The organism is Bradyrhizobium altum, from assembly GCF_020889705.1.
Lineage (GTDB): Bacteria > Pseudomonadota > Alphaproteobacteria > Rhizobiales > Xanthobacteraceae > Bradyrhizobium > Bradyrhizobium altum.
Window position 1 is genome coordinate 15,856 of sequence record NZ_JACMYP010000085.1, and the last position, 14,809, is coordinate 30,664.

At 64.6% G+C, this 14,809-nt stretch carries 16 protein-coding genes; 6 read left to right on the top strand and 10 right to left on the bottom strand.

The window, feature by feature from the left end; translation table 11 throughout:
• Window positions 1-264 precede the first annotated feature (264 nt).
• A complete protein-coding gene (locus tag H8B02_RS21195; RefSeq protein ID WP_229168006.1) occupies window positions 265-549 on the bottom strand; it encodes a hypothetical protein in 285 nt (94 codons plus the stop codon).
• On the opposite strand from H8B02_RS21195, the gene H8B02_RS21200 reads away from it, so the two are divergent.
• Both H8B02_RS21200 and H8B02_RS21205 read left to right on the top strand, forming a co-directional pair.
• Complete coding sequence (locus H8B02_RS21200; RefSeq protein WP_376711694.1) at window positions 503-1,903, top strand: ammonium transporter; 1,401 nt, start codon at window positions 503-505, stop codon at window positions 1,901-1,903. The genes H8B02_RS21195 and H8B02_RS21200 overlap by 47 nt on opposite strands.
• A gap of 3 nt (window positions 1,904-1,906) precedes the next feature.
• The gene (locus H8B02_RS21205; protein ID WP_092114810.1) at window positions 1,907-2,104 is read left to right on the top strand and encodes a hypothetical protein; all 198 of its coding nucleotides are present in this window, start codon (window positions 1,907-1,909) and stop codon (window positions 2,102-2,104) included.
• Here H8B02_RS21205 and H8B02_RS21210 read toward each other — a convergent pair.
• The 7 genes from H8B02_RS21210 to topA all read right to left on the bottom strand — a co-directional run bounded on the left by H8B02_RS21210 (window position 2,101) and on the right by topA (window position 10,976).
• Window positions 2,101-2,631, bottom strand: a complete 531-nt coding sequence (locus H8B02_RS21210; RefSeq protein WP_229168007.1) for a hypothetical protein — start codon at window positions 2,629-2,631, stop codon at window positions 2,101-2,103. The two genes, H8B02_RS21205 and H8B02_RS21210, sit on opposite strands and share 4 nt — an antisense overlap.
• 109 nt (window positions 2,632-2,740) lie before the next feature.
• On the bottom strand, window positions 2,741-2,908 hold the full coding sequence (gene rpmG, locus H8B02_RS21215; RefSeq protein WP_018271988.1) for a 50S ribosomal protein L33: 168 nt from the start codon (window positions 2,906-2,908) through the stop codon (window positions 2,741-2,743).
• Between the two features lie 128 nt (window positions 2,909-3,036).
• Window positions 3,037-4,362 (bottom strand): LLM class flavin-dependent oxidoreductase, encoded by a 1,326-nt coding sequence (locus H8B02_RS21220; protein ID WP_229168008.1) that lies wholly within the window; start codon window positions 4,360-4,362, stop codon window positions 3,037-3,039.
• A gap of 258 nt (window positions 4,363-4,620) precedes the next feature.
• Complete coding sequence (locus H8B02_RS21225) at window positions 4,621-5,370, bottom strand: NUDIX hydrolase (RefSeq protein WP_229168009.1); 750 nt, start codon at window positions 5,368-5,370, stop codon at window positions 4,621-4,623.
• A gap of 36 nt (window positions 5,371-5,406) precedes the next feature.
• Window positions 5,407-5,844, bottom strand: a complete 438-nt coding sequence (locus tag H8B02_RS21230) for a DUF983 domain-containing protein (RefSeq protein WP_229168010.1) — start codon at window positions 5,842-5,844, stop codon at window positions 5,407-5,409.
• A complete protein-coding gene (gene rnr / locus H8B02_RS21235; protein ID WP_229168011.1) occupies window positions 5,835-8,195 on the bottom strand; it encodes a ribonuclease R in 2,361 nt (786 codons plus the stop codon). The genes H8B02_RS21230 and rnr overlap by 10 nt, the downstream gene beginning before the upstream one ends.
• Window positions 8,196-10,976, bottom strand: a complete 2,781-nt coding sequence (gene topA / locus H8B02_RS21240; protein WP_229168012.1) for a type I DNA topoisomerase — start codon at window positions 10,974-10,976, stop codon at window positions 8,196-8,198.
• Window positions 10,977-11,205: 229 nt separating this feature from the next.
• Here topA and H8B02_RS21245 point away from each other — a divergent pair, with 229 nt between their 5' ends.
• Complete coding sequence (locus tag H8B02_RS21245) at window positions 11,206-11,445, top strand: hypothetical protein (protein WP_229168013.1); 240 nt, start codon at window positions 11,206-11,208, stop codon at window positions 11,443-11,445.
• Between the two features lie 362 nt (window positions 11,446-11,807).
• On the opposite strand, the gene H8B02_RS21250 is transcribed toward H8B02_RS21245, so the two are convergent.
• Window positions 11,808-12,281: a winged helix-turn-helix transcriptional regulator gene (locus H8B02_RS21250; RefSeq protein ID WP_229168014.1), complete on the bottom strand. Its 474-nt coding sequence runs from the start codon at window positions 12,279-12,281 to the stop codon at window positions 11,808-11,810.
• A gap of 109 nt (window positions 12,282-12,390) precedes the next feature.
• Between H8B02_RS21250 and H8B02_RS21255 the strand changes: the two genes are divergently transcribed.
• Complete coding sequence (locus tag H8B02_RS21255; protein WP_229168015.1) at window positions 12,391-13,164, top strand: SDR family NAD(P)-dependent oxidoreductase; 774 nt, start codon at window positions 12,391-12,393, stop codon at window positions 13,162-13,164.
• Between the two features lie 160 nt (window positions 13,165-13,324).
• On the top strand, window positions 13,325-13,489 hold the full coding sequence (locus tag H8B02_RS21260; RefSeq protein WP_229168016.1) for a hypothetical protein: 165 nt from the start codon (window positions 13,325-13,327) through the stop codon (window positions 13,487-13,489).
• A 57-nt stretch (window positions 13,490-13,546) separates the two neighbouring features.
• Here H8B02_RS21260 and H8B02_RS21265 read toward each other — a convergent pair whose 3' ends face one another.
• Window positions 13,547-14,155: an FMN-dependent NADH-azoreductase gene (locus H8B02_RS21265; RefSeq protein WP_229168017.1), complete on the bottom strand. Its 609-nt coding sequence runs from the start codon at window positions 14,153-14,155 to the stop codon at window positions 13,547-13,549.
• Window positions 14,156-14,254: 99 nt separating this feature from the next.
• Here H8B02_RS21265 and H8B02_RS21270 point away from each other — a divergent pair, with 99 nt between their 5' ends.
• A complete protein-coding gene (locus H8B02_RS21270) occupies window positions 14,255-14,653 on the top strand; it encodes a winged helix-turn-helix transcriptional regulator (RefSeq protein ID WP_092114798.1) in 399 nt (132 codons plus the stop codon).
• The last annotated feature ends 156 nt before the right edge of the window (window positions 14,654-14,809 follow it).

A 14,809-nucleotide genomic window follows, 5' to 3' on the forward strand; every position in this document is an offset into this window, starting at 1 on the left:
CTTCCGATCCCGGCCAGACGGCGACTGCCCCGTGCGAAGGCAGTCGCCGGTTGCTGCCTATTTTTCCATCGATCGCTTGCTACGAGAACGTGCAGCAGAGCGCGAAGCCGTTCTGCGCGCGGATTGAAGTCACAACGTCTTCAACGTGTTACGCCGCACGCGTCGGTGGCACGAATCTTGATTGAATTTGGCTAGAAATCGTGCCGGAAGCCGTCGCTTCGGTTCCGGCTTGGGGACCCATGGGAAGGGCTGGCCGCGATGAGGCTAGTCGCCGTCATTCTCCAGCCATCCGCGCACCACGGCCTCCGCCGCGCCGCCGAGCAGGAAGTCCTTGTGCCTTACGTCCGGTCTGGTGCCGCGACGACTTCGCTGCTTCGCGCCGTCAGCAACGCGGCATTTCGAGATATCCCGACAACTGAGTGCGCAGGTGGCCCTTCGGCGCTCACGCGCGGAGCGCGCTGCGCCCATTCCGACCACCGGCATTTCTTGTGAAGGGAGGACGATGATGGAGTCTGGGACATATACGCGCCAGAAGCTCGTGAGAATCATGGTTGCCTTGCTGGGAGTGGCCGTTCTTTGCCTGCTGTTCAGCGACCTCGCGCTGGCTGAGGATGCGGCGGCGGCGCCGCCGGCCTGCGGCGGCAAGATTCTCGAGAAGTGCACACCGAATTCCGGCGACACCGCCTGGATGCTCACGTCCGTCGCGCTCGTCCTGATGATGACGATCCCGGGGCTCGGCCTGTTCTACGGCGGCATGGTGCGCAAGAAGAACGTCGGCGACACTGTGATGACCAGCTTCGCCGTCACCTGCCTGGTCACGATCCTGTTTGCCGTCCTGACCTACAGCCTGGCGTTTCGTGCCGGCACGCCGTTCATCGGCGGTCTGGATCGCATGTTCCTCAAGGACATCCTGAGCGACATCGGCAAGGGTGGCATCGGCAATCCCAATCCGCTTGCCGCGACCATCCCTGAGTCGGTTTACATCTGCTTCCAGATGACGTTCGCCATCATCACGCCGGCGCTGATTGCCGGCGCGTTTGCCGAGCGGATGAAGTTCTCGGCGATGCTCTGGTTCATCGGGCTGTGGGCGATCTTCGTCTATGCGCCGATCGCGCATTGGGTCTGGGGTCCTGACGGGATATTCTCGGCGGGTAACGATGCCGCGTATGTCAAGGTTCTCGATTTCGCCGGCGGCACCGTTGTGCACATCAACGCCGGCGTGGCCGGCCTGATGTGCGCCATCATGCTCGGCAAGCGCGTCGAGACGGGGCCGGCGCACAATATGGTGCTGACCTTCATCGGCGCCTCGCTGCTGTGGGTCGGCTGGTTCGGCTTCAACGCCGGCTCCGCCGTCACAGCGGGAATGCAGGCGGGCATGGCCATGCTGGTGACCCAGATCGCCACCGCAGTGGCGGCCTTCACCTGGATGCTGGTGGAATGGGCGTTGAAGGGCAAGCCGACCGTTGTCGGCATCTGCTCGGGTGCCGTTGCGGGCCTCGTCGCGATCACGCCGGCCTCCGGTTTCGTCGGGCCGGTCGGCGCTTTCGCCATCGGCATCGCCGCCGGCGTCTGCTGCTACTGGGGATGCACCGGCTTGAAGCGCCTGTTCAGCTACGATGATGCGCTGGACTGCTTCGGCGTCCATGCCCTCGGCGGCATCGTCGGGGCGCTGCTGACCGGGGTGTTCGCGGTCGAGCAGTATGGTGGAACGGCAGGCGTTCTGGAGGGAAATCCCGGCCAGTTCCTCAATCAATGCATCGGCGTCGCGACGGTTTTCGTGTATGATGCCGTCGTGAGCCTGATCATCCTGTTCGTGATCAATCTCTTCGTCGGGCTTCGCGTGACGCGGGACATCGAGCGCGAAGGGTTGGATCTGGCACTGCACGGCGAGGTCGTGCAGTAGACTTTGGCGGCACTCCGCACGGCCGGCGATCTTCGCCGGCTGGCGCGGATCAAAGCTGTTCGAGGTGATCCGATGAACTGGTTCTATTGGAACACAGCGTGGTCGCTGTTCTTCAGCCTCGTTTGGTTCATGACTATTACACACAATCCGGATGCGCGTATCGCGGACGCGCATCTGCGTGATGAGGCGTTCAAGGGCTAGCTCCGGTAGTAGCGCCACATCCTGACGAACGTCCGGTGGATCTCGTCGGGCGTCCGGTCGAATGGCTCGAGACTGACGCGGACCACGCCACGATGGTCCATGCGCCACGGCAAGCGCATCAGCAGCCGATAGGCCGGCCGCTTGCGCCAGTCGGCCACCAGCGCGCTGCCGAGCGGCCCGTTGAGCGCAATCTGCAACTCGTGAACGGTCATCGCGCGCTCGGCGATTTCGACGAGGTCGACGCGCGTGATGGCGCGCCAGCGAATCAGCCCGAAGGCCTGGATGAAGATGCCGTACTGGTTGGCGCCGATGGTCGGACGACCGGCCTCCAGCAGGGGGATGTTGTAATAGGTGAAGCCGCCCGCCGCCGCCGCCGGCGCCAGCCAATAGATCTCGCCCGTGATCCAGCTCGCGGTCAGGAAGATCGCGGCCAAAGCGGCCGTGACATAGACCGGAAAGTAGATGTCCTCGCGGCCGTAGGCGACCGAGTAGCCGCCTGCGTTTCCCTCGTCCAAGCTTGCGATCATCTGAGCCCTGCGCCCGGGACTTGTCCGGGAATCATGCGGGATGACGCAGGCCTACAAAGCAAAAACGGGGCCGCGAGGGCCCCGTTTGAAACGTCGGAAGCAGGCGATCTTACTTGATCTTGGCTTCCTTGAACTCGACGTGCTTGCGCGCGACCGGGTCGTACTTCTTCTTGACCAGCTTGTCGGTCATGGTGCGCGAATTCTTCTTGGCGACGTAATAGAAGCCGGTATCGGCCGTCGACACGAGCTTGACCTTGATGGTGACCGCTTTGGCCATGTGCAAAACCTCGAAAATGCAGGAATATCGGGAGCCGGCCAAATCGGCCCGCGTTTGGCCGGGAAACTAGCCAGAAACCGTCCAAAGTCAAGGATTTCCGAGCCAAAACCACCCCGATTCCGGGCCGATTACCGCTCGAAGAACTGATTTTTGGGCCGCGGCAGGCCCAAATTCTCGCGCAGGGTCCGCCCTTCGTACTCGGTGCGGAAAATCCCGCGCTTTTGCAGTTCCGGCACCACCTTGTCGACGAACTCGAACAGGCCCTGCGGCAAATAGGGGAACATGATGTTGAAACCGTCGCTGCCGCGGCCGGTCAGCCATTCCTCCATCTGGTCGGCGATGGTCTGCGGCGTGCCGACGAAGGCAAGCCCGCCATAGCCGCCGACGCGCTGGGCGAGCTGGCGCACGGTGAGCTTGTCGCGCGCGGCGACATCGACGAGGCGCTGGCGGCCGCTCTTGCTGGCATTGGTTTCCGGGATCGGCGGCAATTGCCCGTCGGGATCGAAGGCCGACGCATCGGTGCCGAGGATCACCGAGAGCGAGGCGATCGCGCTGTCGTAATGCACGCGGCTGTCGAGCAGCGCGCGCTTCTCCTTGGCTTCCTCGACGCTGTCGCCGACCACGACAAAGGCGCCGGGCAGGATCTTCAGATGCTCGGGATCGCGGCCGATCTTTTCCATGCGGCCCTTGATGTCGGCATAGAGCTTCTGTCCGTCCGCAAGGCTGCCGCCGCCGGTGAATACGGCTTCCGCCGTCTCGGCCGCAAGCTGCCTGCCGTCGTCGGAGGCGCCGGCCTGCACGATGACCGGCCAGCCCTGCACGGGGCGGGCGATGTTCAGCGGGCCGCGCACCGAGAGATATTTGCCCTTATGATTGAGCACATGCATCTTGTCGGGATCGACGAACAGCCCGGACTCGACGTCGCGCACGAACGCATCGTCGGCGAAGGAGTCCCACAGGCCGGTGACGACATCGTAGAACTCACGGGCGCGCCTGTAGCGCTCGGCGTGCTCCATGTGATCGTCGAGCCCGAAATTCAACGCGGCGTCCGGATTGGACGTGGTGACGATATTCCAGCCGGCGCGGCCGCCGGAGATGTGGTCCAGCGAAGCGAAGCGCCGGGCGACGTGATAGGGTTCATCGAAGGTGGTCGAGCCGGTCGCGATCAGGCCGATATTCTCGGTGACGGCTGCGAGTGCCGAGAGCAGGGTGAACGGCTCGAACGACGTCACGGTGTGGCTGCGCTTCAGCGCGCTGATCGGCATGTTGAGCACGGCAAGATGGTCGGCCATGAAGAAGGCGTCGAACTTGCCGGCCTCGAGCTTCCGGATCAGCGTCTTGATATGGTCGAAGTTGAAATTGGCGTCGGGCCAGGCCCCGGGATAGCGCCAGGCGCCGGTGTGAATGCTGATCGGCCGCATGAATGCGCCGAGCTTGAGTTGACGCTTCGCCATTGCCCCGTTCCGTCGTTGTTGTCGTTAGCGGAACAGATAGGGAGGCGTTTCGCGGCACGCCATCCCAACGGCGGCAGAAGAATTTTGCAATTTGAGGGGCGGCTGGAGGACAATTCCATAGTCGCCCACACTGTCGTCATTGCGAGCGGAGCGAAGCAATCCATCTCACCGCTTGTTGAACCATGGATTGCTTCGTCGCCTCAGCGCAAAATTGCTTTGCAATTTTGTCGCGAGCTCCTCGCAATGACGGGAGTTCGCCTACGCCCCCAGCACGTCCTTCTGCATCTTGCCGCCATAGAAATGGAAGAACGGCACTGGCGCGTCGTGACGGAGCGGGCCGGTGGCGAGACGGCGGTCGAGCTCTGCGAGCACGTTCTTGGTCATGGCGTGCGCGTCCGCGAGCGGCTCGGAGCCGATCTCGACCCACACGAGCTCGACCAGCTCGGCATCGGCATGCACCACGCCTTCGACACGATGCGCGATTGTCGAGGCATCCGCGGTGAAGAAGCGCGTGTCGAAGCGGCGGACGCGGCCGGGCGGGGTGATCGCGCGCGCGATCAGAAACAGGCCGGACGGATCGGGCAGGAGTCCTGCGTCGGCGAACGGCGCCCAGGGGCCATCGAGCTTCTGCGACTTCTCGACCTTGCGGCCGAGGCAGAGCCCGGTCTCTTCGCAAGCTTCGCGGATCGCCGCATTGGCGAGCGCACGCGCGCGGCCGGGCGTGATCTTCGGGCTGCCCTTCAACAGATTGGCTTCGAGCTCCGGCGTGATCGGGGCTGCGACCGGCACGCGGTTGTCGGCCTTGTCGACGCGGCCGCCCGGGAAAACGAACTTGCCCGGCATGAACACGACCTTGTCGTGGCGCTTGCCGACCAGCACCTTCGGCTTGGCGCCGGAGCGATCGATCAGGATCAGCGTCGCCGCATCCTTCGGCCGGAAGTATGCGTGATGATCGGCTTCCTTTTCGCCCTGGTGGACGACGGCGGCAGGGGCGGCAGCTTCAGTCATTTCATCCCTTTCATTTCTTCTTGTGGGCCGGTTTAGCTAGACCGGCGGGATGTCGCTAGGGGGATTCTCGTCAAAGCCATGCATGCGCAGGGCCCATTGCAATCCGATCACGGCTCCCTTCACCGGCTGCAGCAGTGCCAGCGATGCGAACAGCGTGAACGGCAGATAGATCGCAAGTTGCAGCCACACCGGCGGCGAATAATCGGTCTCGATCCACAACGCGGTCGGTACCACGATATGGCCGACGATGACGATGACGAGATAGGCGGGCAGATCGTCGGCGCGATGCGGTGTGAAATCGAGATCGCAGACCGGGCAATGGCCGTCGCATTTGAGAAATTTGCGGAACAGCCTGCCTTTTCCGCAGCGTGGGCAGCGGCCAAGGAACCCGCGCTTCATCGCGGTCCACACGTCGCGCTTCTCGGGCTCAGCTGCGTCGCGGGTCCAGACCACCGTGGGCGGTGTCACTTCCATGACTTGCCTCGCTTCGATTTGCCGGATGTCGGCTTCGCCGGCTTGCGGTCCTTCTTCTTGCGTGCCTTCCGTTCCTTGTGCGCCTTCTTGCTGGATCCCTTATTCGGCCCCTTGCCAAATCCTGCGGCGCGGCGCTCGGACCCTGCGCCGTCACGTTTTCTGCCGCGCGGAATTGCCTGGCCGTCGGATAATAGCTCAAAACGCAGTGCGCCCGCCACCGGCGCGGCCTCGACCAGGCGCACGTCGACGACGTCGCCGAGCCGATACATGGTGCCGCTGCGCGTGCCGATCAACGCGTGGCGGGTTTCGTCGTAGTTGAAATACTCGCTGCCGATGGTGCGGATCGGGATCAGGCCGTCGGCGCCGGTGTCGTCGAGCTTCACGAACAGGCCGGCTCGCGTCACGCCGGAAATGCGGCCCTGGAACGAAGCGCCGATGCGATCGGCAAGGAAATGCGCGATCAGCCGGTCGGTGGTCTCGCGCTCCGCCTTCATCGCGCGGCGCTCGGTGACGGAAATCTGCGCGGCGATCTCGGCCAGCGTCTCCACGCTCTCGTCGGTCGGCAAGGCGCCTTCGCCAAGGCCGAGCGCGCGGATCAGCGCGCGATGCACGATCAGATCGGCGTAGCGGCGGATCGGTGAGGTGAAGTGCGCATAGCGGCGCAGGTTCAAGCCGAAATGGCCGTAGTTCTCGGCGGAGTATTCGGCCTGCGCCTGCGAACGCAGCACCACCTCGTTGACCAGCGGTTCGTAATCCTCGCCGGCAACCTGCGCCAGCACGCGATTGAATTGCGTGGGACGCAGCGCGCCCTGCTTGGTGAAGGGCAGGTCGAGCGTCTTCAGGAATTCCTGGAGGTTGTGGACCTTCTCCTGGCTCGGCTCGTCATGCACGCGATAGATCAGCGGCAGCGCCTTCTTCTCCAGCATCTCGGCCGCAGCGACGTTGGCGAGGATCATGAACTCCTCGATCAGCCGGTGCGCGTCGAGCCGCTGCGGCACGATCACCCGATCGACGGTGCCGTCCGGCTTCAGCAGGATCTTGCGCTCGGGCAGATCGAGATCGAGCGGGTCGCGCTCGTTGCGTGCGAGCTTGACCAGCTCGTAGGCCGACCATAGCGGTTTGAGGATCGGATCGAGCACGGGACCTGTCGTATCATCGGGCCTGCCGTCGATCGCGGCCTGCGCCTGCGCGTAATTGAGCTTTGCTGCCGAGCGCATCAGCACGCGGTGGAAGGTGTGCGAGCGCTTGCGGCCGTCAGAGCCGATCACCATCCGCACCGCGAGCGCGCCGCGCGGTTCGCCCGGCACCAGCGAGCAGAGATTGTTGGAGATCCGCTCAGGCAGCATCGGCACGACGCGATCGGGGAAATACACCGAGTTGCCGCGTTGCAGCGCGTCGCGGTCGAGCGCCGAGCCGGGCCGCACATAGTAAGCGACGTCGGCGATCGCGACATGGACGATGAAGCCGCCCTTGTTGTTCGGATCGGAATCGACCTCCGCATGAACGGCGTCGTCGTGATCCTTGGCATCCGGCGGGTCGATGGTGACGAGCGGCACGTCGCGCCAGTCCTCGCGGCCCTGCAAGGTCGCGGGCTTGGCGTCTTCGGATTCGCGCACGGCGGCGGCGGAGAATACCTGCGGGATATCGTGGGTGTTGATCGCGATCAGGCTGATCGCCTTCTCGCTCGCGATCGAGCCGAGCCGTTCCTTGACCCGGGCGGAGGCGAGCCCGTAGCCGCGGGTGCGGATCAGGTCGACACTGATAAGGTCGCCGTCCTCGGCGTCGCCGCTGTCGGCCTTGGCGATGTTGAGCTCGCGGCCCGCCTGCTTCTTGTCGACCGGGATCAGCCGCCCGCCGCCATCAGGGTTCTTGCGGAAGATGCCGAGGATGCGACTGCGCCCGTGATCGATCACCTTGATGACGCGGCCGCGATAGGGCGTGCCGTCGTTCTCGTCGGTCACCTCGACGTGGAGCAGCGCGCGGTCGCCGACGCCGGCGGTGGTGCCGGGCTTTGGCCGCCGCGGCGTCTCGATGCGGATTTTCGGGGCGGTGCCGTCTTCCGAGTCCCACTCGGCGGGCGTCGCGATCAACTCGCCGTCGCTGTCGCGGCCGGTGATGTCGGCGAGCAGGGTCGGCGGCAGCGCCGCCGGCTCGTGGATCTTGCGGCGGCGCTTGGCGACCGTGCCGTCGTCGGCGAGTTCGCGGAGGATCCGCTTCAACTCGATGCGGTCGGCGTTCTTCAGGCCGAACTCGCGCGCGATCTCGCGGGTGCCGACCTTGCCTGGATTGGCGCGGATGAAGGCGACGATGGCGTCCCGGCCCGGAAAGCCATGGTCGGGTTTTCGTTTCACTTATCCTCGTGCCTTGCCGGCGCTTTTCTTCGCGGGCGCTTTCGCTGGTGCCGATGACTTTGCAGGCGAGGTCTTGGCACCGGAGGCGACCGGCGCGCGCGCCTTGCTGGTCGCATCCGTTTTCGGCTTCGCCGCGGCCTTCTTCGACACAGCCTTCTTGGCCGGCTTGGCCTCGGCGTCGCCGTCGGCCTCCTCAGACGCTGCCTTTTCAGACTTGGCTTTCTTGGCCTTGGCAGGCTTTTCCGCCTTCGCCTTCTTGGCCTTCTTGCCGCCGCCCTTGGCCGCGCGCTCGTCGATCAGCGCGATCGCTTCCGCGAGCGTGATCTCGTCCGGGGTGCGGTCGCTCGGGATCGTCGCATTGACGCCGCCGGCCGCGACATAGGCGCCGTAGCGGCCGTTCTTCAGCGCGACGGCGCCGAGCGACGGGTGGTCGCCGAGCGGCTTGCCCGGATCGGCGCCGAAGCGGCGGCCGCTCGGGCCCTTCGCGATCTTCTCCGCGATCAGCGTGACGGCACGATTCAACCCGATGTCGAAGACCTCGTCGCCGGCCTCGAGGCTGGCATAGGTCTTCTCGTGCTTCACGAACGGCCCGAACCGGCCGAGGCCGGCGGTGATCGGCTGCCCGGTCTCCGGATGCTTGCCGATCTCGCGCGGCAGCGACAACAGCTTCAGCGCCAGTTGGAGGTCGACATCGGCAGGCGAGGTGCCCTTTGGAATGCCGGCGCGCTTCGGCTTCTCGCCTTCGGCGTAGTCCTTCTGCTCGCCGAGCTGGATGTAGGGGCCGAACCGGCCGGCCTTCACCGTGACGTCGAACCCGGTGTCGGGATCGGTGCCGAGCACGCGATCGGCGCTCTCGGCGCTGTCGGCCGCGAGCGGGCGGGTGTAACGGCATTCCGGATAGTTCGAGCAGCCGACGAAGGCGCCGAACTTGCCGGCCTTGAGGTTAAGCCGGCCGGTGCCGCAGGTCGGGCACTGCCTGACGTCGCCGCCATCCGCGCGCGGCGGATAGATGTGCGGGCCGAGCATCTCGTCGAGCGCATCGAGCACTTCGGCGACGCGGAGGTCCTTGATGTCGTTGACCGCGCCGATGAAGCCGCGCCAGAAGTCCTGCAGCACCTGCTGCCAGGCGATCTCGTTGTTGGAGATGCGATCGAGCTGCTCCTCGAGATCGGCCGTGAAGTCGTACTCCACGTAGCGCGAGAAGAAATTCTCGAGGAACGCGACCACGACGCGGCCCTTGTCCTCGCCGTGCAACCGCTTCTTCTCAAGCTTGACGTAGCCGCGGTCCTTCAGCACCTGCAGGATCGAGGCGTAGGTCGAGGGACGGCCGATGCCGAGCTCTTCCATCCGCTTCACCAGCGAGGCTTCCGAGAAGCGCGGCGGCGGCTCGGTGAAGTGCTGGGTGACGGCAAGGCTCTGGCGCTTCACCGCCTCGCCCCGACTCATCGCGGGCAGGCGGCGTGAATCCTCGTCCTCTTCGTCATCGCGGCTTTCCTGGTAGAGCGCGAGGAAGCCGTCGAACTTGATGACCTGGCCGGAGGCGCGCAGCTCCAGGACGCGGGCGCCGGCCTTGGCCTCGATGTCGACGGTGGTGCGCTCGAGTTCGGCCGATTCCATCTGGCTCGCAATGGTGCGCTTCCAGATCAATTCGTAGAGCCGCGCCTGATCGGTATCGAGCCTTCGGCCGATGGTGGCCGGACGGCGCGACAGATCGGTCGGGCGGATCGCTTCGTGCGCTTCCTGCGCGTTCTTGGCCTTGGCCTGGTATTGGCGCGGGGCGTCCGGCACATAGGCGTTGCCGTAATCCTCGCCGATCACCTTGCGGGCCTGGGTGATCGCGGACGGATCGATCTGCACGCCGTCGGTTCGCATATAGGTGATGAGACCGGTGGTCTCGCCGCCGATGTCGATGCCTTCATACAGCCGCTGCGCGATGCGCATGGTGTGCGCCGGTGCGAAACCGAGCTTGCGGCTGGCTTCCTGCTGCAGGGTCGAGGTGGTGAAGGGCGCCTGCGGATTGCGCCGGGCCGGCTTGGCCTCGACGGTCGCGATCTTGAACAGCGCGGCCTCGATCGCCTTCTTGAAGTCCTCGGCTTCCGCGCCGGAGCCGATGTCGAGCCGTGCGATCTTCTTGCCGTCGGCGCCGACCAGCCGGGCCTCGAAGGCTTCGCCGCGCGGCGTCAGCAACGTCGCGACCACCGACCAGTACTCCCGCGGCACGAACTTCTCGATCTCGAGCTCGCGGTCGCAGACCAGCCGGAGCGCGACCGACTGCACGCGGCCGGCGGAGCGGGCGCCGGGCAGCTTGCGCCACAGTACGGGGGAGAGGGTGAAGCCGACCAGATAGTCCAGTGCGCGGCGCGCCATATAGGCGTCGACCAGCGCGCCGTCGATCTGGCGCGGCGCCTTCATGGCGTCGGTGACCGCCTGCTTGGTGATGGCGTTGAACACGACGCGCTCGACCTTCTGGTCCTTCAGCGCGCGCTTCTCCTTCATCACCTCCAGCACGTGCCAGGAGATCGCCTCGCCCTCGCGATCAGGGTCGGTTGCCAGAATCAGGCGGTCGGCCCCCTTGAGCGCCTTGGCAATGTCGTTCAGCCGGCCGGCGGCCTTGGCATCGACCTCCCAGATCATCTGGAAATTGGCGTCCGGATCCACCGAACCGTTCTTGGCCGGGAGGTCGCGAACATGGCCAAACGACGCCAGGACCTCGTAGGAGGACCCCAGATATTTGTTGATCGTCTTGGCCTTGGCAGGCGACTCCACAATGACGATATTCATGTCATTCCAATAGCTTACGGGAAAACTTGAAGGCTGGTTCCGCTAGACTCGCGGCCCGCCGTGTCGGGGCGAACATGGGTGCTGGGGCGGTCCCTGTCAAATCGCCAGATATTGAAGGCAGGGCTCAGGCTGTGGAGTTTCTATCCCAAGGGTTGAAAAATGCGTCCTAGAGTTGCGGCCGGAAACGGCGTATCTCTTTATATATAGGGTGGGAATCGGATTAGGCCTTTTGAGCAGCACAGGGGGTGGGCGGAAGCCCAAGCCGTCCGGCCGACGGCGACCGGAAGGCGACGAGCCAGGTGGGGAGGGCGGCCCGGATGACGCCCTGGTCCTGATCGCAGCGGCCGCGACCGAGCTCGCCAAACTCGCCCAGCGCCACAAATTCGAAGTCCTCGACCATCTGCTCGCGATGACCCGGCTGGAGGCCGACGAGCTTTTGCGCGCGCGCAGCCGAAGGAAGCTGTCGTGAGGGCATGTTGTGCGGGATGATTGGGCCGGCTTTGTGCGCAAGGCGCTCTCCATTCGTCGTCCTGGCGAAAGCCAGGACCCATAGCCATCACATTCAGTGAAGAGCGTGATCGCGGCCCCAGCGTCGCGCACCAATTGAGATTTGGGCTAATGGGTCCTGGCTTTCGCCAGGACGACGATGGGGATGGTTCTCGATTCAATCTGTCAAACAGCTTGTCGGTGTCATCACCCGCGCATGCGAGGGCGGGTGATCCAGTATTCCAGAGCCCCTCCCTGAGGTAGTGGGGACGCAGCTTCGTATCCTCGCGACATGATTTGTCCGGGTTTTGCTCTTCGCGCGCCCCGGAATGACGGCGAAGAGAGCTATGCCAATACACGCCGTGCGCGCTTCGCCGCAGGCCGCGGCTTCAACGTCGTATCGGCCGCCCCAAGCACGCGTCCGTCCTGCGAAAGCAACGCGAGCTTCTTGACCGGCTTGCCCTTGTCACGGTCGACCATGATGGTCGCGATCTCGTCCGGATGGTCGTCGAATTCCTCGGTCCATTGCCGGAGCGCGACCAGGATCGGAAAGATGCCGTGGCCCTTCGGCGTCAGCACATATTCCTGATAGGCGCTGCCGTCGGAGGCGGGGACCGTTTTCAGGATGCCGCGCTCGACCAGCGTGCGCAGCCGGGTGGTGAGGATGTTCTTCGCAAGCCCGAGGCTGGCCTGGAATTCGCCGAAACGGCGCCGGCCGAGGCTGGCGTCGCGGATGATCAGGAGCGACCACCAGTCGCCGAACACGTCGAGTGCGCGGGCCACCGGACAGCTGTCGCCTGCAAGGCTGGTTCGTTTCACGACGCACGCTCCGAAAGTTGGGCCATCACGGTCTTGTGTGGTTGCAATATTAAACCGTATGCCCTAGGTAGGCAACGAAGTTTAATAATGCAACCAACTGGAGGCGGACATGAGACTGGCAAACAAGACGGCGTTGATCACCGGCGGCAACAGCGGCATCGGGCTTGCGACAGCAAAGCTGTTCGTCGCTGAGGGCGCCAAGGTCGTCATCACCGGGCGCAACAAGGAGACGCTCGCGGCGGCCGCGCGGGAGCTCGGACCGAACGCGCTCGCGGTGGTGGCCGATGCCACCGATGTCGCGGCGCTGGAAGCCGCGGTGAAGCAGGGTGCGGAGAAGTTCGGCAAGTACGACGTGCTGTTCGCCAATGCCGGCATTCCCGGCCAGACGCCGGTCGGCGGCACCACGCTTGCTGCATTCGAAAATGTGATCCGCACCAATCTCACCGGCGTGTTCTTCACCGTGCAGGCGGTCGCGCCTTATCTCAACGACGGCGCTTCGATCATCCTCAACGGCTCGGTGATTTCGGTGCTCGGCAATCCCGGCTATTCGGCCTATGCCGCGAGCAAGGCCGGTGTGCGCGCGATGGCACGGGTGATGGCGTCAGAACTGTCGCCGCGCAACATCCGCGTCAACGTGGTGGCGCCGGGCGCGGTGCGTACGCCGATCTGGGGCGCTGCGATCGCAACGCCCGAGGCCGAGAAAGCGTTCGAGCAGCGGATCGGCAAGACCACGCCGCTCGGACGAATCGGTGAACCCGATCACATCTCGAAGACGGTGTTGTTCCTGGCGTCCGACGACGCGGCGCATGTGCAGGGGCAGGAACTGTTCATCGATGGCGGTGCAACGGCATCTCCCGCCGGCGCGCCGATCTATCGCGGCTAATTTGCTTCGCATTGTAGAGAACGACCGGTGTGAAGCAGTTCACACCGGCCGATTTCGTACGCGACTAATATCACGCGTATTGAACCTTTGACGTACTCGCTGGACTCCTGAATGGGCGGGGATTTTTTTTTCACCACGGAATCATTTTTGGAGTTCCTTCATGCCGAAAGCAGCCCGCATTTCGACGCCGATCCCGGTTTCGTCTACGTCCGAAAATGAAAATTCAGACTCAGCACAATTTGTGACGGTCGCGCTGTTTTCCGGCATCGGTTTGTTGATCTCGCTCGTCGCCGTCATCTTCGGCATTCAAGGCGTCTGGTTCTGACTTCATCCACCTGAAGCGGCCTGCCGCCACCAAGGTGACGGCAGGAATGTGATCACGTCAGGCGGCGTTCAGGCTGCCGGCGGCCTGCAGCGCGCCCGCGACCGCCTTCTCGCGATGCTCGGGACCGACCTGGATGCCGTCGGCGGGGATCAGCTCGAGATTCGTGACGCCGATGAAACCGAACACCCCGCGCAAATAGGTCTCGAGGTGCTCGAGCGCGGCCATCGGCGTGTCGGCGCCGTAATAGCCGCCGCGCGAGATCGCGATGATGACGCGCTTGTTGCCGGCCAGTCCCTCGACGCCGGCGGCGCCGTATTTGAAGGTCTTGCCCGCGACCACGACGCGGTCGATCCAGGCCTTCAGCTGAGAGGGAATGGTGAAATTGTACATCGGCGCGCCGATCACGACGATGTCGGCGGCAAGGAACTCGTCCAGCACGGCCTGGCCGGTCGCGATGTCGTCGCGCACCGACGGATCCGGCGCCGCGCCCTGGCTGGCGGCGAGGTGCAGGCCGGAGAGGTGGGCGAGCGGGGTCTGGGTGAGATCGCGGTAGCTCACGACGAGGCCGGGATTGGCCTGGCGCAGCCGCTCGACGGCGGCGGCAGAAACCTGGCGGCTGACGGAGTGGGGGCCGAGGACCGAGGAGTCGATGTGCAGAAGTTTCATGGCAGGGGTCACCTTTGGTATAGGTTTGTAACTGGCGCTATATGAGTGACCGCCCTAAATGGGCGCAAGAACGCACATTTTTGAAACCCGAGCACAACAATGAAACCCGAGCACATCCGTGTGCCTGCCCTTCCGCCCCTGCCTGACCAGGATCACAGCGATTGCCGCGCGGTTGCCTCCGTATTGGCGCGGGTCGGCGACAAGTGGAGCGTGTTCGTGATCATGATGCTGACCGATGGGCCAAAGCGCTTCAACGAACTGAAGCGCATGATCAACGGCATCTCGCAGCGGATGCTGACGCTCACGCTGCGCGGGCTGGAGCGCGATGGCCTGGTTACGCGCACGGTGTTTCCAACCATCCCGCCGCGGGTCGATTACGAGCTGACCGATCTCGGCCGCGGTCTGGCCGCGCCCGTGAAGGCGCTCGGCGAATGGGCGTTCGCGCACCTGCCGGAGATCGAGGGCGCGCGAACACGGTTTGACGGACGCAACGAGTAGGGGGTGTTATCCGTCACCCACTGTTATCCGTCACCCTGAGGTGCGAGCGGAGCGAGCCTCGAAGGGTCGACGGCCCCAACTCTCTCCGCGCCGAGATATCCGGGCCGTGCATCCTTCGAGGCGTGCAAGAGCGCGCACCTCAGCGACTGTGTTCCT